General features: G+C 68.8%; 24 protein-coding genes and 1 pseudogene. 8 read left to right on the plus strand and 17 right to left on the minus strand.

From position 1 onward, the window contains the following. The first annotated feature begins 139 nt into the window (after positions 1 to 139). The 5 genes from L942_RS31495 to L942_RS46040 all read left to right on the plus strand — a co-directional run bounded on the left by L942_RS31495 (position 140) and on the right by L942_RS46040 (position 4705). On the plus strand, positions 140 to 748 hold the full coding sequence (locus L942_RS31495; protein WP_037367357.1) for a DUF1453 family protein: 609 nt from the start codon (positions 140 to 142) through the stop codon (positions 746 to 748). Further along, on the plus strand, positions 745 to 1899 hold the full coding sequence (locus L942_RS31500; RefSeq protein WP_037367358.1) for a sensor histidine kinase: 1155 nt from the start codon (positions 745 to 747) through the stop codon (positions 1897 to 1899). Before L942_RS31495 ends, L942_RS31500 begins: the two co-directional genes overlap by 4 nt. Beyond that, positions 1896 to 2546, plus strand: a complete 651-nt coding sequence (locus L942_RS31505) for a response regulator (protein WP_037367359.1) — start codon at positions 1896 to 1898, stop codon at positions 2544 to 2546. The genes L942_RS31500 and L942_RS31505 overlap by 4 nt, the downstream gene beginning before the upstream one ends. Positions 2547 to 2787: 241 nt before the next feature. Further along, positions 2788 to 3519: a phosphotransferase family protein gene (locus tag L942_RS31510; protein ID WP_037367418.1), complete on the plus strand. Its 732-nt coding sequence runs from the start codon at positions 2788 to 2790 to the stop codon at positions 3517 to 3519. 16 nt (positions 3520 to 3535) lie between these two features. Further along, a complete protein-coding gene (locus tag L942_RS46040) occupies positions 3536 to 4705 on the plus strand; it encodes a GyrI-like domain-containing protein (RefSeq protein WP_081655305.1) in 1170 nt (389 codons plus the stop codon). 232 nt (positions 4706 to 4937) lie between these two features. On the opposite strand, the gene L942_RS45935 is transcribed toward L942_RS46040, so the two are convergent. Together L942_RS45935 and L942_RS31520 are read right to left on the minus strand one after the other, a co-directional pair. After that, the gene (locus L942_RS45935) at positions 4938 to 5063 is read right to left on the minus strand and encodes a hypothetical protein (protein ID WP_255409804.1); all 126 of its coding nucleotides are present in this window, start codon (positions 5061 to 5063) and stop codon (positions 4938 to 4940) included. A 51-nt stretch (positions 5064 to 5114) separates the two neighbouring features. Next, the gene (locus L942_RS31520) at positions 5115 to 5510 is read right to left on the minus strand and encodes a cupin domain-containing protein (protein ID WP_037367421.1); all 396 of its coding nucleotides are present in this window, start codon (positions 5508 to 5510) and stop codon (positions 5115 to 5117) included. A gap of 62 nt (positions 5511 to 5572) precedes the next feature. Here L942_RS31520 and L942_RS31525 point away from each other — a divergent pair, with 62 nt between their 5' ends. Further along, the gene (locus L942_RS31525; protein WP_037367360.1) at positions 5573 to 6043 is read left to right on the plus strand and encodes a MarR family winged helix-turn-helix transcriptional regulator; all 471 of its coding nucleotides are present in this window, start codon (positions 5573 to 5575) and stop codon (positions 6041 to 6043) included. A gap of 611 nt (positions 6044 to 6654) precedes the next feature. On the opposite strand, the gene L942_RS31530 is transcribed toward L942_RS31525, so the two are convergent. The 11 genes and pseudogenes from L942_RS31530 to L942_RS31580 form a co-directional block, all read right to left on the minus strand. After that, complete coding sequence (locus L942_RS31530; RefSeq protein WP_037367361.1) at positions 6655 to 7485, minus strand: spermidine synthase; 831 nt, start codon at positions 7483 to 7485, stop codon at positions 6655 to 6657. After that, positions 7482 to 7859, minus strand: a complete 378-nt coding sequence (gene speD, locus L942_RS45630) for an adenosylmethionine decarboxylase (protein WP_037367422.1) — start codon at positions 7857 to 7859, stop codon at positions 7482 to 7484. Before speD ends, L942_RS31530 begins: the two co-directional genes overlap by 4 nt. After that, positions 7854 to 8990 (minus strand): annotated as a pseudogene (locus L942_RS31540) (type III PLP-dependent enzyme); the annotation flags it as partial. The gene speD and the pseudogene L942_RS31540, both read right to left, overlap by 6 nt. Before the next feature lie 350 nt (positions 8991 to 9340). Then, on the minus strand, positions 9341 to 10531 hold the full coding sequence (locus L942_RS31545; protein ID WP_037367362.1) for a cytochrome P450: 1191 nt from the start codon (positions 10529 to 10531) through the stop codon (positions 9341 to 9343). A gap of 14 nt (positions 10532 to 10545) precedes the next feature. Next, positions 10546 to 11361, minus strand: coding sequence for an ABC transporter permease (locus tag L942_RS31550; RefSeq protein ID WP_037367364.1), 816 nt, complete (start codon positions 11359 to 11361; stop codon positions 10546 to 10548). Beyond that, complete coding sequence (locus L942_RS31555; RefSeq protein WP_037367366.1) at positions 11358 to 12317, minus strand: daunorubicin resistance protein DrrA family ABC transporter ATP-binding protein; 960 nt, start codon at positions 12315 to 12317, stop codon at positions 11358 to 11360. Before L942_RS31555 ends, L942_RS31550 begins: the two co-directional genes overlap by 4 nt. A 20-nt stretch (positions 12318 to 12337) precedes the next feature. Next, positions 12338 to 13183, minus strand: coding sequence for a DUF4097 family beta strand repeat-containing protein (locus L942_RS31560; protein ID WP_037367367.1), 846 nt, complete (start codon positions 13181 to 13183; stop codon positions 12338 to 12340). Between the two features lie 76 nt (positions 13184 to 13259). Continuing rightward, on the minus strand, positions 13260 to 13781 hold the full coding sequence (locus L942_RS31565; RefSeq protein WP_037367368.1) for a YlcI/YnfO family protein: 522 nt from the start codon (positions 13779 to 13781) through the stop codon (positions 13260 to 13262). Positions 13782 to 14150: 369 nt separating this feature from the next. Then, positions 14151 to 15383 carry an iron uptake transporter deferrochelatase/peroxidase subunit gene (gene efeB, locus L942_RS31570; protein WP_037367424.1) on the minus strand — a complete coding sequence of 411 codons (1233 nt, stop codon included), beginning with the start codon at positions 15381 to 15383 and terminating at the stop codon, positions 14151 to 14153. Between the two features lie 19 nt (positions 15384 to 15402). Then, positions 15403 to 17424: an iron uptake transporter permease EfeU gene (gene efeU / locus L942_RS31575; protein WP_037367369.1), complete on the minus strand. Its 2022-nt coding sequence runs from the start codon at positions 17422 to 17424 to the stop codon at positions 15403 to 15405. A gap of 76 nt (positions 17425 to 17500) precedes the next feature. After that, complete coding sequence (locus L942_RS31580) at positions 17501 to 18070, minus strand: TetR/AcrR family transcriptional regulator (RefSeq protein WP_037367370.1); 570 nt, start codon at positions 18068 to 18070, stop codon at positions 17501 to 17503. A gap of 71 nt (positions 18071 to 18141) precedes the next feature. Here L942_RS31580 and L942_RS31585 point away from each other — a divergent pair, with 71 nt between their 5' ends. After that, the gene (locus L942_RS31585; protein WP_037367372.1) at positions 18142 to 18726 is read left to right on the plus strand and encodes a dihydrofolate reductase family protein; all 585 of its coding nucleotides are present in this window, start codon (positions 18142 to 18144) and stop codon (positions 18724 to 18726) included. A 154-nt stretch (positions 18727 to 18880) separates the two neighbouring features. Here L942_RS31585 and L942_RS31590 read toward each other — a convergent pair whose 3' ends face one another. The 3 genes from L942_RS31590 to L942_RS31600 form a co-directional block, all read right to left on the minus strand. Next, a complete protein-coding gene (locus L942_RS31590; protein ID WP_037367373.1) occupies positions 18881 to 19702 on the minus strand; it encodes an aldo/keto reductase in 822 nt (273 codons plus the stop codon). Positions 19703 to 19716: 14 nt separating this feature from the next. After that, positions 19717 to 20895, minus strand: a complete 1179-nt coding sequence (locus tag L942_RS31595) for an MFS transporter (protein WP_037367374.1) — start codon at positions 20893 to 20895, stop codon at positions 19717 to 19719. A gap of 985 nt (positions 20896 to 21880) precedes the next feature. Next, positions 21881 to 23215: a pyridoxal phosphate-dependent decarboxylase family protein gene (locus tag L942_RS31600; protein WP_037367375.1), complete on the minus strand. Its 1335-nt coding sequence runs from the start codon at positions 23213 to 23215 to the stop codon at positions 21881 to 21883. Between the two features lie 231 nt (positions 23216 to 23446). Between L942_RS31600 and L942_RS31605 the strand changes: the two genes are divergently transcribed. Beyond that, positions 23447 to 23794, plus strand: a complete 348-nt coding sequence (locus tag L942_RS31605; protein ID WP_037367378.1) for a helix-turn-helix domain-containing protein — start codon at positions 23447 to 23449, stop codon at positions 23792 to 23794. A 716-nt stretch (positions 23795 to 24510) separates the two neighbouring features. Here L942_RS31605 and L942_RS31610 read toward each other — a convergent pair. Beyond that, on the minus strand, positions 24511 to 25101 hold the full coding sequence (locus tag L942_RS31610; RefSeq protein WP_037367425.1) for a ClpP family protease: 591 nt from the start codon (positions 25099 to 25101) through the stop codon (positions 24511 to 24513). Positions 25102 to 25155 lie beyond the last annotated feature (54 nt).

The following is a 25155-nucleotide window of genomic DNA, read 5'->3' on the forward strand; positions in this document are numbered from 1 at the left end:
ACGTATCCCGGGTGGAGAAGTCCGGGCGCGGGTGGAGGGATTTCTCCACCCGCGGATACGCCGCGCACCGCACGACTTCGAGGCCGTTCCTCCGTAGTTTTCTCGGCATCGGAACGACTTCGGAAGGCAGGAACAACCCATGAGCGGACCCGTGGAGATCGTCCTGATCGTGGCGGCGGTCGGTTACGTGATGGTGCGGCGGCTGATCGGCGAGCCGGCGCAGGCCAAGCAGATGCTGATCTTGCCCGCGGTGCTGTCCGCGGTCGGGCTCAGCACCGTGTCCGGCGACGTGAAAACCGCGACCTCGCTGGTGTTTCTGGTCGGGACCGCGGCGATCAGCGTCGTCCTCGGCGTGCTGCGCGGGGCCAGCGTCCGGATTTCCCGGCGCGACGGCGCCGCCTTCGTCCGCTACACCCCGGTCACCGTCGGGCTGTGGGTGGCGAACATCGTGCTCAAGGTCGGCGTGAACTTCGCGCTCAACGCGTTCGACCCGCGGGACGCCGGCGGCGTCTCCAACAGCCTGCTGCTCACCATCGGCGTCGGCGTCCTCGCCGAAGGGCTGGTCGTGCTCTACCGCGCGCTGCGCGCCGGGCACCAGGTGCTGTGGACCCAGGGCCGCGACGGCGCACCCGGACAGACCTCTCCGCTGCTGGACAACCTCCAGCGCAACCTCGGCGGCCGCGCGGCGGAGTGGAACACTCAGTCCGGCCACGACGCGAACCAGACGAGGAGGAACCTGGTCCCATGAGCAAGCCGGACCAGCGGGCGCTGTCGCTTCTCGGGCAGTACCGGGACGGCCTGATCCAGCCCGTCCTCGTCATCACCGCGATCGCCTGCACCGCGGTTCAGTGGGCGGACGCGACCATCGCGTACCGGCCATTGGCCTTGCCGCTGTTCGTGCTCGTCTCGATCGCCGGGATCGTCTCGCTGCTGCCCTGGACCCGGCTGCCCGAACGGCGGCAGATCGCCGTGATGAGCTTCTACATGCTGTTCGGCGCGCTGCTCCTGCCGCTGGCGCACGGCACGTTCGCGGCGACCTTCCCGTTCGTCGCCGCGTCCGCCTCCGGGATCAAGCTCGCGTCCCGCCGGGCCGCGGCGACCATCGCGGTGGCCGGCTCGATCGTCGCGGCGGCCGCGACCTGGACGGTCGGACAGCTCGCCCCCGGCACCCCGGTGTGGCCGGTGTGGGTGACGTTGACGGTGGGCCTCCCCGTCGCGGTCGGCATCTCCCACCACGACCGCCTCGACGCGGTCCGCAATGCCCAGCTCGCCGCCGAATCGGCCCAGCGCGCCCGCGAGTCCGAAGCCCGTGAGGCAGCGCTCGTCGAACGAGGCCGGATCGCGCGCGAGATCCACGACGTCCTGGGCCACTCGCTTTCCGGGATCGCCCTGCAGCTAGACATGGCCGATGCCCTGCGCGACAGCGGCCGCGACGACGAGGCGGCCGCCGCGGTCCGCAAGGCACGCGCCATCGCGGTCGACTCGATCACCGAGACCCGCCGCGCGGTGCACGCGCTGCGCGAGGACACGCTGCCGCTGTCTGAGACGTTGTGCAAACTCGCTGAACACGCCTCGGCCGGGTTCTCGATCGAGGGCGAGGCCGGCGCGGTCGGCCCGGAGACCACGCACGCCATGGTCCGGGCGGCGCAGGAAGCGATGACCAACGCGGCCAAGCACGCGCCGGGCGCACCCCGGAGCCTCCGGCTGGCCTTCACCGCCGATCAGGTCAAACTGACCGTGCACAACGGGCCCGCGACCGAACCCGTCCGCGCCGAACTGGCCGGCGGCTCCGGACTGGGGCTCGTCGGCATGCGCGAACGCGCCGCCCTGCTCGGCGGCACCCTGCGAGCAGGCCCGGCCGACGGCGGCTGGACCGTGGAACTGGAGCTGCCTCGATGACCGACCGTCCGATCAGCCTCGTTGTCGTCGACGACCAGGCGACTGTCCGCGAAGCGCTCGCGGTCATGCTCGACCTCGCCGAGGACGTCAACGTCGTCGCGACCGCCACCAACGGCGCGGAAGCCGTCGAGGCGGCGCAGCAGCACCGCCCGGACGTCGTGCTGATGGACCTGAACATGCCGGTTCTGGACGGGGTCGCCGCGACCGGGCGGATCCGCGAAACCCAGCCGGACACCACGGTTCTCGTGCTCACCACGTTCGACGACGACGAATCGATCCTGGGCGCGCTGCAGGCGGGCGCGAGCGGCTACCTGACGAAAGAGGCGGACCGCACCACGATCCTGCACGCCGTGCGCACCGCGGCGCAGGGCCAGACCGTGCTCTCGCCCGAGGTGCAGCAGCGGCTGCTCGCGCTGGCCGCCAAACCGGCCCCGCCCGCGGAACCGGACCTCGCCCTGACCGCACGCGAACGCGAAATCCTCGGCCTGATCGGGGAAGGGCTGCGCAACCCGGAGATCGCGGCGAAACTGGTGATCAGCGAGGCGACGGTGAAAACCCACATCAACAACCTGTTCGCCAAAGCCGGCTTCCACTCGCGGGCGGACGCGGTGCGCTACGCGCTCAAGTATCAGAACGGGCAGCGGTAACTTCCGCGGGGCAAGGTTTTCTCGCGTTTTCGGCGGGAAGCTCGACCGGCGAATGACCGGGGCCGACGTGGCGGATCTGGGTGGCGGCGCGGGTTTGCCGCCTTGGCGAGAATGCTGCTGCCCGATCCACGTTCGTTCTGGGGAGCGCGCCTTTCGAAGCCACGGCCTCGCGGTCGAAACCCCCGCCACGGGCAGGGAAAACCCGGTGCCATCCGTGGTCGTCTTCGTGACAATCGCGGCCATGGCGGAAGTCGAAATCATCGTCGCCCACCACGAACGCGCGACTCTGCGCGTCGGCGACGTGTTCCTGAAGGTCGACACCGATCAAGCGCGCGCCGACGCGGAGGTCGCGGCGATGGCGCTCGCTCCGGTCCCGACACCCGAGATCCGGTGGCGGAAACCGCCGGTGCTCGCGCTCGCCGCCTTGCCCGGACGCGAACTCGGCCGACCCGGCACTCCGTCGACCGCATCGCCGGCAGCCTGGGCCGCCGCGGGAGCCGCCGCCCGGAAGCTGCACGACGCGCCGTTGCCGCCCTCGCCGGGCTGGGACCCCGACGAACTCGCCGCGGACCTCGACCGCGAATGCGCGTGGCTGATCGCGAACGACGTCCTCCCCGCCGACCTGGTCACCCGCAACCGCCAGATCGCCCAAGCCGCGCTGCGCCCGTGGACCCCGGTGTTCACCCACGGCGATCTGCAGGTCGCCCACATCTTCGTCCAGGACGACGAGGTGACCGGCATCCTCGACTGGTCCGAGGCCGCCCAAGGCGACGCCCTCTTCGACCTCGCCGCGCTGACCCTCGCCCACCAGGAACATCTGCCGGACGTCCTCGCTGGATACGGCACCGAGGTCGACCTCGACGTGCTCCGTGCGTGGTGGTCGCTGCGCGGCCTGCGGGTCGTCTGCTGGCTGGCCGGACACGGCTTCGACCCGGCGCCGGAGGTCGCGATCTTGAAGACACTGCTATTCTAGTACTAGAATAGCGGTCATGCCCGCCCTCACCGACGCCGAACTGACCGTCCTCGGCCTGCTCGTCGAGCAACCCCGGCACGGCTACGAACTGGAACGAGTGGTCGAGGAACGCGGCGTCCGGTCCTGGACCGCACTCGGCTTTTCGTCGATCTATTACGTCCTCGACAAACTGGCCAAGCGCGGCCTGATCGAAGCCACCGGCGGCCCGCGCTCCGGGAAGTCGCGCGCGACCCTTCAAACCACCCAGGCAGGTGTCGAACTCTGCGCGGACGCCACCCGCGAAGCGCTCAGCAGCATCACCCCGACCCACGCGCGCGTCCTCGTCGCCATGGCGAACAGCCCGGTCCTGCCGGACGAGGAAGTGCGTTCCGGACTGACCGCGCGAGTAACCGCACTGCGCGAGCAACTCGCCGAAGTCCGGGCGACGCGTGCCCGCCAAGAACCCCTGCCGGACGCCGCGGCGGCGATCTTCGACTACAGCGAAGCAATGCTCACCGCCGACCTCACCTGGACCGAAAACGTCCTCGCCAAGGAGACCTCGATGGAGAAGTACGACGTCAAGAAAGCTCACCGCGCACTGTATGCGCCGTCGGCGAAAGACTTCACCGTCGTGGAAGTCCCCGCGCTCCAGTACCTCGCCGCCGACGGCCACGGAGATCCGAACACCTCTCCCGAGTACTCGAACGCCGTCGAAGCGCTGTACGGAATCGCTTATGCAGTGAAGTTCGCCAGCAAGAAAACCCTCGGGCGGGACTTCGTCGTCGGACCGCTCGAAGGACTGTGGCGCGCCGAGGACCCCGCCGTCTTCCTCACTCGGGAGAAGGGGAAATGGGACTGGACGATGCTGATCAATCAGCCGGACTGGGTCACCGAGGAGATGGTCCGGGAAGCCGCCGAAAGCGTCGCGAAGAAAAAGGACAACCCAGCGCTCGCCGGAGTCCGGCTGCGCACCTTGGACGAAGGCACCAGCGTCCAGATCCTGCACGTCGGCTCATACGACGACGAAACGCCTACGCTGCACCGGCTCCACGACGAATACCTGCCGGAAAACGGCCTGACGTTCAACGGCGACCACCACGAGATCTACCTGAGCGACCCGCGCCGCACCGCTCCGGACAAGCTCAAAACGGTGCTGCGGCAACCGGTCAAGCCTCTTGGAACACGATCTGCTCCGGCGGAGGCGTGAGCTTCAAGGGCTGCCGCGCCTTTGCTGCCACTGCGCGCCGCGATCGAGCCGTCAGTGGATCGTCCCGCACGCTGCCCGGGAAACGCGAAGGCGACCGCGCGGCCGTCAACGGCACGAGAACGACGGTAACTGCCGGACCGGCCGGCAGTTACCGTGCTTCCCGAGCCGCCACGGACCGGTCACTCGGATCGCGACCACTTGTCCCGCAACGGATTCCTCCGTGCGCGCCTCGTTACTGGCAGGCTTCGCAGTCCGGGTCGTCGATCCGGCAGGCGGCACCGTCGACGAGCGGAAAATCGAAGTCGTCCAGAACGGGAACGACCGCGGCGGACTCTTCTGGCGTGGTGGGAGCAGACATATCCGTTGTAGCGCTCAAGATCGCCGAACATTCCGTGACGCCCGCCACAGTTCAAGCGATCCAGTCCGGAAGAATCTTGTCCCCGTCCTCCGTCGCGCAAGCCGGCACCACCCCGGTCCGATACACCCGCGTGCTCCCCGGCGCACACACGATCGCCACCATGCCGCTCCGCGCGTCAGCCCGCACCTGCCGCTCCAGATCGGCGGGCAACACCACCGTCTCCCCCTTTCCCGCGACCTCCACGACCCCGTCCACGGTGATCTCCGCAGCTCCGTCGAGGATCGTCCACACCTGCTCGGTGTCGAACGCATGCACCGGCCCCACCGCACCGGGGGCCATCTCCACTCTCCACACCGCCTGCCGGCTGCCGCCCTGCGTCGGCGAAGCCAACGTCGTCATCACCGCATTGGGCGTCTCCGTCCGGCGGCCGTCCCGGATCACTGTCATGTGCCGCTCCCCGTTAAGATAGACAATCAGGTTGTCCATATAGTCAACGGGGTTGTCTACCTATGTCAAGCGATCCGCACGGATACGAGCTGCCGCTGCGCCTGCTGTTCGGCTTCCGCAGCCTGATCGACGACCTGCACGCCGAACTGGCGAAGCAAGGCCACCCCGACGTACGCCCGATGCACGGCTTCGTCTTCCAGGCAATCGGCCCGTCCGGCACGACGGCCGTGGAGCTGGGCCGCACGCTCGGCGTGTCCAAACAAGCCGCGGGCAAGACGATCGACGCCCTGGAGCGCCTCGGCTACGTCCACCGGCAACGCGACCCGGACGACGGGCGCCGGATGCTGGTACGACTGACTGACCGGGGGTTGGACTGCCTGGCCAAGTCAGCGCGAATCTTCGACCGGCTGCGGACCGGATGGGCGGAAACCCTGGGCGCCGAGCGGCTTCGCGCGCTGGAGGAGGACCTGCGGAAGGTCACTTCCCCGGAGTCCGCGCGACTGGATCTGCCGGGATGGTTCGCCGGCCATTGACGCAGCGCCTTGACACGGCGCGGAGGCGGCAGTTGGATCCGTTCATGCAGCGAAGAGGGGGAATCCTGCTGGCGTCCGCTGTGACGGCCGGCGCGGTGCTCGCGGTAGCGATCGGGTTGTCGTCCGGCGGTGATCAACCGCAGGCCAATCCGGTGGCAGTTTCCACTCCTTCCGCGACTCCCACTCCGCCGTCCCCGCCCCCTTCTCCCTCGCCCTCGCCTTCCCGAGCCGCGGCGACGCCTGCACCGCCGGTTCTCCCCTCCACCAGCGCGCATCCCGCACACCGGAGCGCATCCGCACCGAAACCCGCGCATTCAGCACCGTCGGGGAACGCCCCCAGCGACGCGGTCCGCTACCGCGTGTACGAGCCGCCGATCAACCCACGGCCGCAAGGACAGGTGCCCGGAGCGGGGTGGGAACCGGGCACGAAGTCCGGCAACACCGGCCCGTCGGACGAACCCGTCACGACCCCGACCCCCCCTGCCGAACCCAGGGACGCACTAGCCCGATCACGCGTCGATGACCACGCATCATCGTCGGCAGTTCCCGCTGAAGCACCCGGCCAACTGACCACCCGCCCGGAGTGATCAGCGCGAACGTCCAGACATCCGTTACCGGCGAAGGCTGATCGGCGGAACCGTCGCTCCCCGCAACGTCAGCGCGTCAATCGAAACCGGCCGATACGTCAGCGTCTCCAACCGCTCCACCATTGTGTCCACCGGCGCTTCCCCGTCCGTACCGAAGAAAAACGCCCACTCATGCTCCGGCGACCCGAAGTAAACCGGCATCGGGAAGACCTCCTCGAACCGGCGCCAGCACTTCACCAAGGTCGAGTTCCGCCACAACGTCGGACACCCGCCCTGATACGCCACCACGCCGCCAGGCGTCAGCAATGCCCGGCACCGCGCCAGAAATTCCTTGCTGTACAACCGATTGTGCTGCGCTTCAGGGTCATCCTGCTCATCCGGAAGATCCACCAGCACCACGTCGTACTTCTCCGCGCAGGCGTGGACGTACTCCCACCCATCGGCGTAACGCACTCGGATCGGCCCCTCGCCCCGTTCCGCCCGCGCCAGCTCAGCCGGCGTGTACCCGTACGGAAGATGCTCCGCACAAAGCCGCACGGCCTCCGCGTCGATGTCCACGTGATCGACCGACGCCCCCGCCTCAGCCGCGATCTGGCACACCACGCCCTCACTGGACCCGACCACCAACACCCGATCCACAGTGGACGCCAGGAGCAACGCCGGAACCAGCAACGCCTCGTGATATACCAGCTGGCTGAACTCGGTGCTCTGCCGCTCGTCGTCGCAGAACAGCGAAATCCCCTGCGCCGTCTTGCCGATCACCAGATGCTGGTAAGCCGTCCGCGTGTCGACGAGCACGTCCGATACCTGCCACCGCCGCGTCAGTCCGGCACCGACCGGTTCCTCGATGTTCAACTGTCTTCCTGTCCTCTGTGGATAGTGGTGACTCGCGAAACGCGCGCACCGAGCAAGTCGCGCAACAACTGAACGGCCAACTCCGGATCTGCCCTACGCCCGCACGTGAACACGTCCACAAACGCTGAGCCGCGCTCCGGATACGTGTGAATCGAAGCGTGCGACTCCGACAGCAACGCCATCGCCGTCACCCCGTGCGGCTCGAACTGTTTGTACGTCACTTCGCACACCGTGGCACCAGCCTTGTCCAGCGCACGTTCCAAGCTCTCACACAAAACCGCCGGGTCGTCGAGCAACTCCGCGGACACTCCGGAAAACTCAGCCAGCACGTGTCGTCCCGCGAATTCTCCGACGCCGCTGGATTGCCCGCCCACGAAGTACGACCGCAACGGCGGAAACCCGTTGAAGGACACCGAAGAGTAACTTTGGGTATACGCCCCCGCGTTCGGAATGTCGACGTAATCCCCAGCCCGCAACGCCAACGGCAACCGATACGGCGTGCGTTGATAAAGCACGTCGTCCCCGTCGCAAGTCGGCCCCGCAACCACCACGGGCCCGTCCGGACCGCCGTCGTGCGCGGTGACCAACCGATACGCGATGGCCTCGTTCTCCGCCTCGGCAAGCCCGCCGTACCGACCGATGTCGAGGTACACCCAACGCTTCTCGTCCGCCGGCGATTTGCGCGACACCAGCACAACCTCGCTGCGGATCATCCCCGCCGAAGCCACTACGGCCCGCCCCGGCTCGAATGACAACTCCGACGCTGCCGCGAAATGCCGTCCCACCGATTCGCGAATAACGGCCGCGTACTCCGCCAACGGCGGCGGCTCGTCCCGATATGCAACCGGAAAACCGCCGCCGATATTCAACCCCCGCAAGGAAACCCCGCACTCGGCAACCGCACGAGCGACCGCGCCCGCCGCCGCGATCCCGACTTCCCACGCCCGCGGATCGACATGCTGCGACCCAACGTGAAACGCGACCCCCTCCGGGTCAAGCCCCCACTCCGCCGCCCGCGCCAAGAGCTCGACCGCCATCTCGGGCGCACATCCGAACTTGCGTCCGAACGGCGTCTGCGCCCCCGGACTGTCCACCAGAATCCGGCACGAAACAGTCGCGCCCGGTGCGAACTCCGCGATCTTCTGCAGATCCTCGAGGCTGTCAAAGGTAAACCGCCGCACCCCCACGCGGTGCGCGAACTCGATGTCCCGCGCCTTTTTCACCGTGTTGCCATAGGACAGCAACTCCGGACGCACCCCTTGCGCGAGACACAACTCGATCTCCTCGCGCCCCGCGACATCGAACCCCGCACCAGCTTGCCGCAACACCCGCACGACTTCCGGCGCAGGATTGGCCTTGACCGCGTAGTACATCCGCGCTTCGGGCAGCGCCTCGCGAAGCCGCTGGCAGTTCGCGCGCACCAGGTCAAGATCCACGACCAGACACGGCGTCGGCGGCTGCCGCTCCTCCAGGAACGCCCGGCAGCGCTCCAACCCTTCAGTCACAACGCCCGAGTATAGGTGCCAGGTTCAGCGCAACAGCTCTGCCAGCCTGCGCCGCGCGAAGTCTACGAACGGTACACAGTCCATTACTTGACAGCCCGCGTCGCCGATCTTCCCCCCACGGAAACCGCTGCATCTGTCCCGAGGTACGCCGGAGACGGATCCGCCACGTGCGGCGTAAACGCCGTTCCCGCAGCACTCACCACGCACACAAAACCCCGCGGGACCGACTCCGCGTCAACGACACCCACGCGCTCTTCTGCCCGCCAAGACGCCCACTCCAATCAGCTCTGGCTCGGCCCCCCGAAGGACGCCGAGCCAGAACTGACCAATCAACCGCGACGGAGCCACGATCACCAGGCGACCGGAAGCTTCTGCACCCCGTAAATATTCTGCACCTCAGGCCGCAGAGAAACCTCCCCCGCCACCCGCAACGTCGGGAACCTCCGCGCCAGCGCGGGCAGCGCCACCGTCATCTCCACCCGAGCCAGTTGCTGCCCCAGGCACTGGTGAATCCCGTGGCCGAACCCGACATGCCCGACCGCCGAGCGCCGGACGTCCAGCTCGTCCGGCCGGTCGAACTTCGCCGGATCCCGGTTGGCCGCCTGCACCGACAGCACGACCGTCTCCCCGGCCCGGATCACCTGACCGCCGACCTCGACGTCCGCCAACGCGGCCCGCACCCCGGTGTGCGCGATGGACAGGTACCGCATCAACTCCTCGACCGCTGCGCCGGCAGCCTCCGGCTCGTCCCGCACCACCGCCCACTGCTCCGGATTGCGAAGCAGCGCGTAGGTCCCCAACGCGAGCATGTTCGCCGTCGTGTCCAGCCCGGCCGCCAGGAGGAACGTGCCCAGCCCGGCCAGTTCCTCGTCGGTCAGGTCGCTGCGGGTCAGGTCGCTGAACAAATCGTCCGTGGGCGCGTCCCGCTTAGCCGGTACCAGCGAAGCCACATACTCCTGCAACTGGCCATAAGCAGTCATCCGTTCTTCTTCGGAAAGATCGACGTCGTTGATCGCCGCCGCGTGCCCCAGAAAAGACGCCCGGTCCGAATACGGCACCCCGAGCAATTCGCAGATCATCACCGCGGGCACCGGATGTGCGTACGCCTCGAGCAGATCGACCCCCGGCCCGGCCTTTTCCATCGCGTCCAGATACTCGCGCGCGACCTCGGCCACCCGGTCGCTGAGCAACCGCATCCGCCGCACGGTGAACTTCCCGGTCAGCAGCTTCCGGAACCGGGTGTGCTCCGGCGCGTCGATTCCCGTCATGTCCCCCACCGGAGCCGGCGGCAGTTCCGGATAGTGCTCCATCCCGGGGAACGGGTAGTGCCACAATTCGTACCGGTTGCTGAACCGCTGGTCCCCCAGGATCGCCCGGACCTCCGCGTGCCCGGTGGCCAGCCAGCCGACGTGCCCGTCCGGGAACCTCATCCGGGCGAGCGGAGCCCGGTTCCGCACCTCGGTCAGCGACGGCGGAGGATCGAACGGGCAACCCGGCGCCCGCCCCATCGGAACCCCTTGCACGATCTCCTCGCCAGTCATCCCCCAAGCCCCTTTCAGTGTGCGTATTCGCGATTGAAAAGCTTCTTGGACCAGAGATAACCGCCGACGCCCATCACGGCACACCAGCCGAGCGCGAACCAAAGGTGGTTGCCGAGCGGCCGGTCGAGCAGCAGCGCGCGCAGGGTCTCGATGATCGGCGTGAACGGCTGGTATTCGGCGAACCACCGCAGCGCGCCCGGCATCGAATCGGTCGGCACGAACCCGCTGCCGAGGAAAGGCAGCAGCAGCAACGGCATCGGCGTGTTGCTGGCCGATTCGACGCTCTTGCTCACCTGCCCGAGCGCGACGCACAGCCACACCAGCGCGAGCGCCACCACCACGAGGAACCCGACCGCGGCGAACCACGAACCGACCCCGGCGGCCGGCCGGAATCCGACCAGCAGCGCGACCCCGGTGACCACCACGAGCCCGAACAACGCTTGCAGCACACTGCCGAGCACGTGCCCGGTCAGCACCGAGACCCGGGCGATGTGCATGGTCCGGAACCGGGCGATGACCCCCTCGGTCAGGTCCATCGCGACCGAAATCGCCGTTCCCTGCACGGTGGCGGTAATGGTCATCAGCAGAATCGTCGGCGCGACGAAGTTGGCGTATTCGGCTCTGCCGCCGCCGGCACCGCCTAGTCCGGCGCCGAGCGTGCCGCCGAAAACGTAGACGAACAGCAGCAGGAACACCACCGGCATGCCGACCAGCATGATCGTCAGCGACGGGTACCGGAGCATGTGCTTGAGGTTCCGGCGCAGCATGGTCAGCGAATCGCGCACCGGGTAGAACCGCAGATCCGGTCCGGCGAGAGCGGGAGCAGTCATCGGGAAGTCACCTTTTCGTCAGTGGGGTTGCCGGTCAGGGCAAGGAAAACGTCGTCGAGATCGGGGGTGTGCACGGAGAGTTCGCCGACCTTCACCGGCAACGCGTCGAGCCGGTCGATCAACGCCTTGAGCGAGTGCAGGCTGCCGTCGCTGGGCACCCGCAGCACCAGCGCGTCGTCCTTCCGCGACGCCTCGCTCAGCGCGCGTTGCGCCTCCGCGAGGTCGGCCTCGTCGTCGAAGCGCAATTGGACGTGTCCGCCGGGAATTTGGCGCTTCAGCTCTTCCGCGGTGCCCTCGGCGACAATCCGCCCGTGATCGAGCACCGCGATCCGGTCCGCCAGTTCGTCGGCCTCTTCGAGGTATTGCGTGGTAAGGAAAATCGTGACGCCGCCGGCCACGAGCTTGCGCACGATTTCCCACATCGCCCGGCGGCTGCGCGGGTCCAGGCCGGTGGTCGGCTCGTCGAGGAAGATCACCCGCGGGCTGCCGACGAGCGTCAGCGCCAGGTCGAGGCGCCGCCGCATGCCGCCGGAAAAGGTCGAAACCGGTTTCTTGGCCGCGTCGACGAGATCGAACTGTTCGAGCAGTTCGGCCGTGCGCTGGCGGCGCGCGGTCCGGTCGAGGTGGTGCAGATCCGCCATCAGCAGCAGGTTTTCTTCGGCGGTCAGCAGATTGTCGACGGCGGAGAACTGCCCGGTGACGCCGATCGAGGCGCGGACCCCGTCCGCCTCCGCGGCGAGGTCGTACCCGGCGACCTGCGCCGCACCGGCGTCGGCATTGATCAAAGTGGACAGAATCTTCACCGTGGTGGTCTTGCCCGCGCCGTTCGCGCCGAGCAGCGAGAAGACCGTGCCGCGGGCGACCGTGAGGTCGATGCCGTCGAGCACGACGTGGTCGCCGTAGGACTTGCGCAGTCCGGTCGCGGCGATCGCCGGCCGGGAATGGTTGCTGGACATGACTTTCTCCCAAGCTTTGGTCAGGAACGGTGGACGATGATTTCGCCGAACGCGGTGTGCCCGCGGACCTCGACGGTCTCCTTGGACTCGCCCGGGCTGGCCGAGGTCTCCAGCTGGTTGCGCACGTGGCCGAAGTTGGTCTTCACGTCGAGCCAGGCCGCGGTGCCCTCGGCGATGCCGATCCGCAGGTCGCCGATCGCGCTCTCGAGCAGGACCGAACCGCGCACGATCTCGCCGAGCCGGATGGCGCCGTTGGACGTCTTCGCGTCGACCCCCGCGCCGGCGTGCTCGACCGTGATGTCGCCGTTGGCCGCGCGCACCCGGACGTCGCCGGACGCGGACTCGATCGTGGTGTCTCCGTTGGAGTTCTTGACCACGACGGTCCCGTCGACCGGGCCGAGCCGGACCTTCCCGGACGAGGTCGAGACCTCGGCGTCGCCCGCGACGTCCTCGACGGTGACGTGGCCGACCGAGGTGTCGACGCGCAGCGGGCCGGTCCGGTCGAGGCTGACGTTCCCGGCGGCGGTCTTGAACCGCGCCTGCCCGAGCTGCCCGGCGCTCTGGAAAGCGCCCGCCTGCACTTCGGCGGCAATCCGGGAGCCGGTGGGCAGTTCGACGGTCACGTCGACCGAGCGCGTCTTGCGGGAGAAGTCGAACGCCCGCAGTTTCGGCCCGGTGATGTGCAGCGTGCCATTGCTGTAGTCGACGCGGACCTGCTTCGCGGTCTTCACGTCGGACGAGTCCGTCTCGTCGGTCGGCCGGACGTCGACGACCGTGTCGGCGCGGTCGCTCGCGGCGAACCGCACCTGGCCGACGCCGAGGTCGAGGGTGACGGAAATCGGGTCGGGAGTGTCGAATTTAGGCATGGTTGTCCCCACATCGGTATTCGGTGTGCCGTCGCCGCAGGTCGGCGACGGGTGAAGAAATCAGCGAAAAACTGAGCTACCGGACCCAGCCGGTGAAACTCTGTTTGGAAAACGTGCCGCCGGGCGACTCGAACCGCGCCTCGCGTTCGGGCCGCTGCTGCAGCGCCGCGGTGGCCGCCCGGACGAGCCAGGCGTTGACCGAACGGCCCTCCTTGGCGGCGGCCTCCTCGACCGCGGCCTTGAGCTGCTCGGGCAGCCGCACATTGATCCGCGCGGACGGGCCGTCCTCGGAGAACAGCGGTTCCGCCTCCGGCGCCGGTTCGGCCGCGGGCGCGGCGGCCGGAGCGGGTTCGGCGGGCGGCGCGGTCACGACGAAGTTCGGGTCGCGGCCACGGAGGCGCAGTTCGACCGAACCGGGCGCGAGGTCCCGGGTGATCTCGTCGACGGCGCCGGACAGCGTGTCCAGGAGGGTCATCCGGATCGCCGATTCGAGCGATCCGGTGAGCCGCTCGACCAGCGCGCGTCCCTCTTCGCCGCCGGCCTCGGCCAGCGTCGCGAATTCCCGCCCGAGGTTGCTTACGTACGTGGTCAAGTCCATGGCACCACTATGGCACACGTATGGCACCACCACAAGCCACCTTGGCTCACTTTGGCGCCATGATGGCACCTCAATCGGCAAAACTGCAGGTCAAGGCATGGTGCCATCCTGGAAAATAGGTGAGCCAACGTGGCACCACGGGCCGGGCGACCGGGATTGCCGCCCGCTCTGACTCCGCGACTTGGCCGCTTACGCGACCGGCAGCTCGACCCCGGCGCGGTAGTGCGGACACTCGTCCAGCGGGCCGTCGTGACCCGCCGGTCCGGCAGTGCTGCAGCGTCACCGCTCCTGGATCGCCTCCGAGCGGTGACTGTGCTCCGCCAGTCGCCGCACCGGCCATTGCCCCTGAGCAGCGCGCCGACACCTCGCTTAATCAAACAATCCGCGGGCGTACCAATCGGCCTGGTCTCGGACCCCCGGCAGCGTGAAGAAGTAGCCGCCGCCGAACGGCTGGACGTAGTCCACCAGCGGCTCGCCGGCCAGCCGCTCCTGCACCGTCTCGAACTGCCGCCGCACGTCCTGCTGGTAGCAGACGAAGACGTGCCCGGCCTGGAGTTCCCCGTTCCGGTCCACGCCGAGGTCGTAGCTGTAGGAACGGCGGACGAGGCGCTGGTTCTCGGTGGCGGGCGTCCGCGGGTTGGCCTTCCGGATGTGCGCGGTCAGCGGGATCACCGCACCGTGGGGATCCGCGGCGTAGTTCGGGTTGTCGGTCTCGGCGTTGCCGTCCAGCGGGGCGCCCGAATCGCGGCGGCGGCCGAACATCTTCTCCTGCTCGTTGATCGACACCCGGTCCCAGAACTCGACCAGCATCCGGATCAGCCGCACTACCTGGTAGCTGCCGCCCTGTGCCCACGCGGGCTCGGCCGGATCGTCGACCCACACCAGCCCGCTCGCCTCGCCGCCGACCGGATTCGCCGTGCCGTCCTTGAACCCCAGCAGGTTCCGGCCCGCGCCGGACGGCCGCGGCGGCGGGTTGTAGCCGTGCATCTTCCACCGCAGCTGCATCGCGCCGCGGGTGTGCCGGGTGAGGTCGCGCAGCGCGTGGTGCACCGTGTCCGGGTTGTTCGCGCACAACTGGATCAGCAGGTCGCCGTGCATCCAGGCGGCTTCCGGCGCGTCGTCGGGGAAGATCCGCATCGGGGTCAGCTTTTTCGGTTTCCGCGCGGCGAGGCCGACCCGGTCGAAAAGGCTGGCGCCGAACGAAACCGTGACGGTGAGACCGTCGGCGGGGACGGACGGGCCGAGCACCTCGCTGTCCGACGGCGGCCTTCCGACGCCCAGATTCGGCGGGGTGCCGCCGGTGGTGAGGAACCGGGCGCGGTCGGTGAGCGTGTGCAGGAGCGCGATCAGGTCCGTCTTCGAGCTGCTGAGCAGGTCGAAGGCCACGAAGGCGGCGGAGGCCTGTTTTTCGGCCGGAGCCGGGGTGAGCACGCCGGACTGGTTGGCGCCGTGGAACGGATACTCCGTCGCCGGGGTCGGCGCCGCGCCGGCCGAGCGCTCGTCGGCCTGGGCGCCGCCGATCAGCACGCCCCCGGTGAGCGCGGTGCCTGCCGCGCCGGCGGCCGCGCCTTTCAGGAAATTGCGGCGATTGACGTTCGTCACTTCGGGATTCACCAGCCGATCAGTGGCTCGGGGGAACTTCGAGCAGAGTGGGCACCGCGGACAGGGTCTCGACGACAGCTCCGGCCGCGCCGTTCACCGCCTGCCGTTGGGCGAGGGTCGTGGGCGCGTGGTTGGCCAGCGCTTCGTGCAGCGTGGTGAGCTGCTTTTCCGCCGTCTGGACCAGGCCCGGGGCGCGCTCGTTGAGCAGCGGGGTCAGCTCGGCCAGCACCGTGCGGGTGACGTCGATGTCGGCATCCGTTGCCGGGTAGGCAGTCCCGCTGCCTTGATCGTCCATTCCGGACAGATGGTCGCGGATCGCGTCCTCGAGGATTTCGTGCGCGCGGATCGGCAGCTTCGTGGGGTCGCCCGCCACGTCGTCGGTGTCGAGTTTCCCGTGCAGGGTCGTGAGATCCTGCGCGAGCTGGTCGGCGACCGGGACCAGCGACGCCGGGGCCTGGCCGTGCCACAGGCCGTACTCCAAGCGGTGCAACCCCGTGAAGCTCGGATCAGCCGTGTTCGCGGGGAGACCGTCGGGCAGGCCGTCGACCGCGGTGCCCGCGTCCCCGAAGCTGTTGTAGGACGCGCCGACCCGCTCCCACGCGAGCTGCGCGGTCAGCCAGTCTTTCTTCGCCGCCTCGGTGTTGTTCGCGGCCAGGTCGGCCCGGACCGTGCCCACCGCGGCCGACACCGCGCCGAGCTGCTGGGCGGCGTAACCGAGATATTGCCGATTCGGGCCGGCGAGGTCTTCGGTGGTCACCGGTTTGACCGGGGCCGGGCCGTCGTTGGCCGCACCACCGCTGACCTGCACTGGAGCCGAAGCGGTGGTCGCCTGCCCGGACATCAGGCAGTGGAAGGTGTAGGAACCGTCGGACAGCGTCGCGGACATCGTGGCGCTCGTGGCCGGTCCGATCGTCTCGATCTCCGCGACGATCCCGCCGCTGCTGTCGTCGAGCCGGATCTCGCCCGCCTTCGCCGTCTTGTTGGTGACGGTGATGGTTTGCGTCCCAGCGGGAGCGGACTTCCATTCCGGCGCGCAGTCGTGGTCGGTCACCGAGATCGCCGAACCCGCCGCAGCCTCCGGAAGAGCAGCGACCACCGAAGCCGCCACCGCGACCGGCACGATTACCAGCGCGCCCGCGACGATCGCGGTGTGGTTGCCCGCCAGCCGTTCCCACTTGCCCGCGGGGGCCGGTTCGCTCTCCGGCTTTCGTTCGACCGGCTGCCGACCGGCCGCGACGAACAGCGGCAGCACGACGGCGAGGTAGCCCAGCCAGGCCGTCACCTGCAGGACGGTCATCCGGGGCGTCAGCTCGGTGACGCCGCTGATCAGCGAAACCCACCACGAGTTCGGGTCGATCGAGCCGGTGAGGTCGAACGCGACCCAGCTCTGGCCGGGCAGCACTCCCCCGTCCTGCAGGTCGCCGAGACCGTAGGACAGCACGCCGGCCGCGATGACGATCAGCACGAACGCGGTGCGGCTGAAGAACACGCCGAGGTTGAGCCGTACCGCGCGGCGGTAGAGCAGCCAGCACAACAGGATCGCGAGGCCGAGCCCGAGCGCCGCCCCGGTCAGCGGCGCGACCGTCGTGCCGGACGCTTTCACCGCCGTCCAGAGGAACAGCGTGGTCTCGAGGCCCTCCCGGCCGACCGCCAGGAACGCGGTGAGCGTGAGCGCACCCGCGCCGATCGCCACCGCGCGTTCGACTTCGCCGCGCAATTGCGCGGAAAGCCCCATCGCGGTCCGGCGCATCCAAAACACCATGCCGGTGACGAGAAATACCGCGAGCACGCTCAGCGAGCCGCCGACGATCTGCTGCGCACGGGAAGAAAGGACATCAGTGGAAAAGGTGAGAATCGTGGCGAAACTGCCCGCCACGGTCACCGCGCCCAGCACGCCCAGCCACACCGAAGCCGTGGACCCCGCGCCGCCACCCGGCCGGATCTTGCGCAGCGCGGCCAGCAGGATGCTCACCACGAGGCCCGCTTCCAGCCCTTCGCGCAAGCCGATCATCAAGTTCGGAACCGCTTCTGCCCACTGCACGCAGATTACGATAGGCAAACCTAAATTGACGGTCGAGAGGGGGCCGCGGAACGGGTCTTTTCCTCCCGGATAGTCCCTATTCGGCGGCGACGATCCGTTCGACCGCTTCAGTGATCAAGTGCTCCCGCTCCGCCTCGTCGAAAACATCCGGCAAGGTCAGCTGTTCGACGATCAGCCAGTTCAAGGCGAGGATCAGCAGTTTGACCGCCGTGGCGTCGCCGGGCAACCCGGAAGCCTCGTGGTAGGCGACATTCGCGTCGACATCGGCCCGGACGCGCTCGGTCAGCACCCGGCGCAACTCCGGCCGGCGCGTGGCCTCGAGCCGCAGCTCCAGCAACGCGAGATACCCGGTGCGAAACGCCGCGACCCGGCTGACCAGCTCGCGCATCAGCTGGGCGTACGACTCCCGGTCCCCGATGCCGGGCGGGAGCGTGTCGTCCTCCGGCTGCAGCCGTTCGTAGACCCGAGCCCCGGCCTGCGTGAAAAGCTCGTCCCGGTTGGCGAAGTAGTTCGACGCGGTGCCCGCGGGCACGCCGGCCTCCCCGTCGACCGCCCGGAACGTCAGCCCGCGCGCCCCCTCGCGCGCCAGGACCTCGATCGCCGCGTCGACGAGCGCGGCCCGCCGCTGGTCGTTCCTCCGCACCATTTGACACCACTCCAGCTGTAGTTGTATGGTCCAAACCACTTCAGGCATAGTACTACAGACGGAGTTAATAGATGCGAAAGCTCGTGTACTACATCGCGGTCACCCTCGACGGCCGCATCGCCGGTCCCGCGGGCGAGTTCGACTTCTTCCCGCAAGGCGACGCCGAGCAGACCGCCGCCTACATGGGATTCATGAACACGCTGTACCCGGAAACCATCCCGACGGCCTTCCGCGCGGCCTTCGGTGTCGTGGACACCCCGAACCGCAGATTCGACACCGTCCTGATGGGCCGCGCGACACACCAGATCGACCCGACCGCGCCCAGCCCGTATGCGCACCTGCGCCAGTACGTCGTGTCGAGCACGCTGAAACCCGACCTGGATCCGGCAGTGACCGTCGTCCCCGGCGATCCGGTCGGGCTGGTGAGAGAACTGAAGGAAGGGGACACAGGGAAGGACATCTGGCTGTGTGGCGGCGGGAAGCTGGCCGGAGCCTTGCTGCCGGAGATCGACGAGATCGTGCTGAAGAGTTATCCGGTAGTGGCCGGCGCGGGCATCCCGATGGTGGAGGGCGGGTTCGATCCGACGGTGTTTTCGGTGGCGGAACGGACGGCTTTTCCGAACGGGGTCACGGCCACCCGGCTGGTGCGCAACTAGGCCGACGGGCGGCGGGGCTCCGGCTCTCGGTCCGGTGCCGCGGATGCTCGCTGCAGAATCCCGCGCACCAGTCGGCCGGATCGCCGTATCGGATGCGCCCCACGCACCCGATACGGCGTCGAGGAAGGGGCCGGTTTCCGTTGCCCCGCAACGGTCAGTTGAACTGATCCGGATCCGGACCGGTGCGCAGGCCGCGGTCGGCGGCTGCGATCGCGGCGAGGTCGGCGTCGGCGAGTTCGAAGCCGAAGACGTCGAAGTTCTGCCGGATCCGGGCGGGCGTCACGGACTTCGGGATCACGATGTTGCCCACCTGCAGGTGCCAGCGCAGCACCACCTGTGCGGCGGATTTCCCGGTGCGCGCGGCGATTTCGGTGATCGCCGGGTCGTCCAGGACCGCACCCTGGGCGAGCGGGCTCCACGCTTCGGTCGCGATGCCGTGCTCGGTGTGGAAGGCGCGCAATTCGGCCTGTTGCAGACCGGGGTGCAGCTCGATCTGGTTGACCGCGGGCACGAGGTCGCTGTGGTCGAGCAGGCGGCGCAGGTGCGCGGGCTGGAAGTTGGACACGCCGGCGGCGCGGATGCGGCCGTCCTTGGCGAGGTGTTCCAGTGCGCGCCAGGTGTCGAGGTAGCGGTCGCGGGCGGGCGTCGGCCAGTGGATCAGGTACAGGTCGACGTAGTCGAGACGGAGTTTCGCGAGGCTGGCGTCGAAGGCGCGCAACGTGGAGTCGTAGCCCTGGTCGTCGTTCCACAGCTTGGTGGTGACGAACAGGTCGGCGCGGGAAATCCCGGACTCGGCGATGGCGCGGCCGACGCCTGCTTCGTTGCCGTAGATCGCGGCGGTGTCGATGCTGCGGTAGCCGGCTTCGAGCGCGCTGGCTACGGCAGCGGTGGTCTGGTCGTCCGGGACCTGGAAGACGCCGAAGCCGAGCTGCGGAATTTCGACGTCGTTGTTGAGGCGGACATTGGGGACAGTCACGGATGGTGCCTTTCTCAGTGCTGGACAAGGGGTTCGGCCGCCGCGACGCGCGGACGTCGCTCGAGCGCGGCCGACCAGACGGCGAGACCGAGCGCCGAACCGGCGAGCGCGGCCCCGACCCAGTTCGGTGCGGTGTAGCCGAATCCGGCGGAAATCACGACGCCGCCGAGCCACGCGGACAGCGCGTTGCCGAGATTGAACGCGCCGATGTTCACGACGGACGCGAGCGTCGGCGCGCCGTGCGCCTGGTCGAGAACGCGTTTCTGCAGCGGCGGAACCGTGGCGAAACCGAGCGCGCCGATCAGCAGAATCGTTGCCGCGGCGAGGATTTGGCTGTGCGCGGTGACGGTGAACAACGCCAGGACGATCGCGAGGCCGCCGAGGCTGACGTACAGCATCGGCATGAGCTTGCGGTCGGCGAACCGGCCGCCGGTCAGGTTGCCGAGGAACATGCCGATGCCGAACAGCACCAGCAGCCAGGTCACCGCGCCCGCCGAGTACCCGGCGATCTCGGTCATCATCGGGGCGATGTAGGTGATCGCGGCGAAGACCCCGCCGAAGCCGAGGACCGTCATGGCCATCGCGAGGACCACCTGGACGTTCCGGAACGCGGCCAGCTCCTTGCGCAGATGTGCCCCCTCGGGCCGGGGCAGGTCCGGCACCAGCTTCGCGACCCCGGCGAGCCCGACGACGCCGAGCGCCGCGACGATCCCGAAGGTGACGCGCCAGCCGACCGCCTGCCCGACGAACGTGCCGAGCGGCACGCCGACGATGTTGGCGACCGTGAGCCCGGTGAACATGATCGCGATCGCCCCGGCCCGCTTGTCCGGCGCGACCAGCTCCGCCGCGACGACCGAGCCGATCCCGAAGAACGCCCCGTGCGCGAGCGACGCGACGATCCGCCCGGCGAGCATGACCCTGAACACCGGCGCGACCGCCGACAGCAGGTTCCCGGCGATGAACAGGCCCATCAGCAGCATGAGCATGGTCTTGCGGTTGATCTTCGTGCCGAGAACCGTCATCACCGGAGCGCCGGCGACGACCCCGAGCGCGTACCCGGTCACCAGAAAGCCGGCCGCCGGGATGGACACGCCGAACTCGGCGGCGATCTCGGGGAGAAGACCCATGATCACGAATTCGGTGGTGCCGATCCCGAACGCCCCGATGGCCAGCGCTACCAGTGCTAGTGGCATGAGCCCGCGTCTCCTTGGTCTGCATGTGGATGCCGCTTGTCGGCTTCCGCAATAGTTGCATACGCGGTATGTTGTTGGCGCTTGTTGTTGATGAGAGTCACAGCTGAGGCTGGTTCGAGTGGAGGCGGGCGGGCCGGGCTGGGCGGCTAAGGCAGTCGGAGTGGACTGCGGAGCTGTGTGGGGCCCGGAGACAAGGCCACAGGCTTGGTGGACAGACGCGGGAGCCTCGGGACGGAAGTCCTGGCGACGGAGGCTGCACAAACTGCTGAGGTGGAGCCGCGGGCGCGGGGCGATCGCGGCCGGAGCGAGCGCGCAGGCGATCACGGCGTCTGCGCACGCAACAGCAGCCGAGGTGGAAGGGCGGGGCGCGCAGGCGACCGCAACCAAGGCAAGCGCGCGGGCATCATGGCGTCTGCGCACGCAACCGCGGCCGAGACGGAAGCGGCAGGCGCGCAAGCAACCGCAGCCGAGGCTAGCCCGCACGCGATCGCGACCTGCGCCAAGCAACCGCCGCCGAGACGGGAGCAGCAGGCGCGCAAGCAACCGCAGCCGAGGCTAGCCCGCAGGCGATCGCGGCCTGCGCGCAAGCAATCGCCGCGGAGACGGAAGCGGCGGCCGCGCAAGCAACCGCAGCCAAAGTGAGCCCGCAGGCAACCGCGGCCGAGACAGATGCCGCAGGATCGCAGGCAATCGCGGCACGCGCGCAGGCAACCGCCGCCGAGCTGGTCGCCGCAGACCCGCAGGCAACCGTGGCATGCGCGCAAGCAATCGCGGCCGAGGCGGATTTGTGCACAGGCAATCGCGGTCGAGACGGGCGTGCGCGGTCGATCGCGGCGAAGACAGTCACAGCGTCATCAGCAAGTCCCGGGCGACTACCGCGGCCGTGTCGATGGCCCACCAACAGCAAGTCGACGGTATGCAATCGACCGGAATACTTGCGACAGGTAGGCGCGTGGACGGAATTCAGTCGCCCGTCCGGCTGGACTCAGTCCGCCAACCGGTCGAGCGCTTGCTTGAGCTGCGGAATCCAGGCCTCGTGCTCCGGCTTCATCAGGACCGACCGGAGAATGGTGACGGTCTCGGCGTCGCGTTCGACGTCGGGGTGCAGGGTGGCGAAAGCGTCCGCGTCGACGCGCAAAGTGGACAGGTACAGCGGGTTTTCCTGGTCGGCCATGCCGTTCTGGAGAATGGCGTTGGCGGCTTCGGTGATCTCGCTCATCCGGGACCGGCGCGGCCAATAGGCGACAATGTCCAAAGCGGGCTCGAGGTGCAGCGCGAAACGGTCGGATTCCTTGAGCAGTCTGGCGAAATCGTTCGCTGCCCGGCGGCACGCGGCCAGCAACGGACCCAAACCGCGGCCACGTTCCAGCGGAAAGGCTTGCAGGGTAAGCCAAAGCGCACCGGCGGCGGCACCCGCGCGGGAGCATTCCAGGGAAATCTCTCCGAGGTGCAACTCGTCGGAAGTAAAATATGTATAGGGAGAATCGTGTTTGTAGAACCGACCGACCGCCGGATCGGCGAACAATACCGCACCGCATCCGTACGGCTGAAGCCCGTGCTTGTGCGGGTCGACGACGACGGAATCGCACGAGCCGATGGCGCGGTAGGCCGCGTATTCGTCCAGCAGGGTGTAGAAGCCACCGTACGCGCCGTCGACGTGCAAGCGGACGCCGTACTGTTCCTTTAGCGCAAGGGCTTCCTGGATGTCGTCGACCGCGCCGAGCCCGGTGGTGCCTGGAGTCAGCACCACTGTGCCCACCCCGCCGCCGCGGACCTCGGCTTCGACTGCGGACATATCAACGCGTCCGTCTGGAAGTGCGCGCACCGCACGGGATTCCACGCCGAGCACCTGGCACATGCGGCCGTGCGTGTAATGCGCGTCCCGCGAGTGGACGACCGCCTTGCCGGGAGCCAGTTCGCGGGCAACCCAGAGGGCTTCGAGGTTCGCGATCGTCCCGCTGGAGGTGAGGTGACCGAGCGACGGCTGCGCGAAGCCGAACATCCGGGCCAGCTCCGCGATGACCTCGACCTCCATCGGCGAGGTGGCCTGGGACGCGTCGAGCGCGTGGTTGTTCGGGTTGACCACCATCGCGGCGAGGTAGGCGGCGACCGCGACCGGATGCGGTGGTTTGAGCATCTGGCCTGCGTAGCGGGGGTGGAAGAACGGGAAGGACGCGTCCATCCGGGCGGCGTAGGCGTCGAGCAGCGCGGCGAGATCGACGTCCGGGCGGCTGGCCGGGGACGGGGTGAACGGACCCCACTTGCGTTCCCAGGCCTCGACGCCGCGGAGAGCCTGGTCGATCAGTTCGCGCCGGTCCATGCGTCACCTCGTCGGTCGCTGGTTGCTGCCCCGTGCGCACCCTACCGACTGGCTTCGGCTTCGCGCGCTGGCTGGGCACCGCGGCGATTCCGGCCGCCGAGCTGACCGGCTTCCGGGTTGGCCTGCGGTGCCGCCGAATGCGCTCCCCCGCTACCGTGCGGTGGAAGATCAGCATTCTGCCCTGAGCGGAACCGCTGTCGCCGCGGGCCCGGCGGATGCCAGGCTGGGCCTATGGCGGACATCCTTCCCTTCCACCAGCGCCGCGCCCCCGCCCGGGACGACGAGGCGGAACCCCTGTGGCGCGAGGTGCTCGGCCGCAGTCTCCGCACTGCCCGGGAAAATCAGGGCGAGCGGCTCGTCGACGTCGCCGAGCGCGCCGGGATCTCGCCGCAGTACCTGTCCGAGATCGAGCGCGGCAGGAAGGAACCGTCGAGCGAGATGATCGCTGCGGTGACCGGTGCGCTCGGGGTCAACCTCGCAGGTCTGCTGAGCGGGATCGCCGTCGACCTGCGGCGGATCAGCGTGGTGGGCCCACGACCGACGCGCCGTCCGGCCGGACCGGTGCTGATGGCGGCCTGATCGGCGAAACCGCAGGCCGGACCCCGAGACCGGCCTGCGCTCGCCGAACGTGGGGCATCAGCCGGTGCGGTGCCGCACGCCCAGCTGCCCCACTGCGGAACCACCCCCGGACGTGCCTCGACTGCCAACCCGTGCCGCACCGGACACCCGACCCGTGCCGCGCAACGGATCCGCGACGTCCTGCTCGCGGGCGAGCTTCGACCGCCCAGTGCGCCGACGCACCCAGCCGCTGCCGCGCCACGAATCTGCCCCGTCCCACTCACGGGCGAGCTTCGACCGCCCAGTGCGCCAACACACGCTGCCGATGCCGCACCGCGAATCCGCCGCGCCCACCTCACGGACAAGCCTCAACCACCCGGTGCGCCCACGCACCCCCGCCGCTGCCCCGCCACGAATCCGCCGCGCCCACCTCACGGACAAGCCGCGACCGCCAACTCACGCCGCACCGCCGCCGAGACACGAATCCGCCCCGCCCCACTCGCGGACGAGCCTCGAGCACCTGATCCGCCAACCGGCCTCGACCGGACACCCCATTGCTGCCGCACCGTGAATCCGCCGCGCCCTCCTCACCGACGAGCCTCGACCGCCCAGTGCGCCACCGCACCCAGCCGCTGCCGCACCGCGAATCCCCCGTGCCCACCTCACCGACGAGCCTCGACCACCCAGCGCGCCGACACACCCCACCCCAGCCGAGCCACGAATCCGCCCCGCACCACTCACGGACGAGCCTCGATCACCTGATCCGCCAACCCGTACTCCACCGCCCCGGCTGCGTCGAACACTCGGTCGCGGTCGGTGTCGTGCCGGAGTTCCGCGACGTCGTGGCCGGTGTGCCGGGACGTGATCTCCTCCAACTGCGTCCGCACCCGGATCACCTCGTCCGCCTGCAGGATCAGGTCCGGGATCGTTCCGCGGCCCTGCGCGGCGGGCTGGTGCAGCACGACCCGCGCGTGCGGCAGCACCGATCGCCGTCCGGCCTCGCCCGCGGCCAGCAGCACCGCGCCGGTGGCCACCGCCTGGCCGACGCACGTCGTCGCCACTGGGGCCTTGATGAAGCGCATCGTGTCGTACAGCGCCAGCATCGCGGCCGGGTCGCCGCCCTCGGAATTGATGTACAGGTTGATTTCCTGCTCCGGATTGTCCGACTCCAGGAACAGCAGCTGCGCGATCAACGCGTTCGCGACGCCCGAGTCGATCGCAGTGCCCAGGTAGACGATCCGTTCGGACAGCAAGTGCGAGTAGACGTCCATGATCCGCTCGCCGCCCGCGCTCCGGGTCACGACGTTCGGGATGGTGTAGGTGCTGATAGCGGTACCTTCTTTCATGGCTGGGACCTCCGGGGAACGCTTCTGGTGCTTGTC

It is taken from the genome of Amycolatopsis orientalis DSM 43388 (assembly GCF_000411975.1).
Classification (GTDB): Bacteria; Actinomycetota; Actinomycetes; order Mycobacteriales; family Pseudonocardiaceae; genus Amycolatopsis; species Amycolatopsis orientalis_D.

Coding starts and splice junctions, on each gene's coding strand:
- L942_RS31525 (WP_037367360.1), top strand. CDS start 5,573: ATGTCAAGCGATCCGCACGGATACGAGCTGCCGCTGCGCCTGCTGTTC.
- L942_RS45935 (WP_255409804.1), bottom strand. CDS start 5,063: ATGTCTGCTCCCACCACGCCAGAAGAGTCCGCCGCGGTCGTTCCCGTT.
- L942_RS31510 (WP_037367418.1), top strand. CDS start 2,788: ATGGCGGAAGTCGAAATCATCGTCGCCCACCACGAACGCGCGACTCTG.
- L942_RS31600 (WP_037367375.1), bottom strand. CDS start 23,215: ATGGACCGGCGCGAACTGATCGACCAGGCTCTCCGCGGCGTCGAGGCC.
- L942_RS31520 (WP_037367421.1), bottom strand. CDS start 5,510: ATGACAGTGATCCGGGACGGCCGCCGGACGGAGACGCCCAATGCGGTG.
- L942_RS31550 (WP_037367364.1), bottom strand. CDS start 11,361: ATGACTGCTCCCGCTCTCGCCGGACCGGATCTGCGGTTCTACCCGGTG.
- L942_RS31585 (WP_037367372.1), top strand. CDS start 18,142: ATGCGAAAGCTCGTGTACTACATCGCGGTCACCCTCGACGGCCGCATC.
- L942_RS31555 (WP_037367366.1), bottom strand. CDS start 12,317: ATGTCCAGCAACCATTCCCGGCCGGCGATCGCCGCGACCGGACTGCGC.
- L942_RS31595 (WP_037367374.1), bottom strand. CDS start 20,895: ATGCCACTAGCACTGGTAGCGCTGGCCATCGGGGCGTTCGGGATCGGC.
- L942_RS31565 (WP_037367368.1), bottom strand. CDS start 13,781: ATGGACTTGACCACGTACGTAAGCAACCTCGGGCGGGAATTCGCGACG.
- L942_RS31545 (WP_037367362.1), bottom strand. CDS start 10,531: ATGACTGGCGAGGAGATCGTGCAAGGGGTTCCGATGGGGCGGGCGCCG.
- L942_RS31560 (WP_037367367.1), bottom strand. CDS start 13,183: ATGCCTAAATTCGACACTCCCGACCCGATTTCCGTCACCCTCGACCTC.
- L942_RS31580 (WP_037367370.1), bottom strand. CDS start 18,070: ATGGTGCGGAGGAACGACCAGCGGCGGGCCGCGCTCGTCGACGCGGCG.
- L942_RS46040 (WP_081655305.1), top strand. CDS start 3,536: ATGCCCGCCCTCACCGACGCCGAACTGACCGTCCTCGGCCTGCTCGTC.
- L942_RS31605 (WP_037367378.1), top strand. CDS start 23,447: ATGGCGGACATCCTTCCCTTCCACCAGCGCCGCGCCCCCGCCCGGGAC.
- L942_RS31495 (WP_037367357.1), top strand. CDS start 140: ATGAGCGGACCCGTGGAGATCGTCCTGATCGTGGCGGCGGTCGGTTAC.
- L942_RS31500 (WP_037367358.1), top strand. CDS start 745: ATGAGCAAGCCGGACCAGCGGGCGCTGTCGCTTCTCGGGCAGTACCGG.
- L942_RS31505 (WP_037367359.1), top strand. CDS start 1,896: ATGACCGACCGTCCGATCAGCCTCGTTGTCGTCGACGACCAGGCGACT.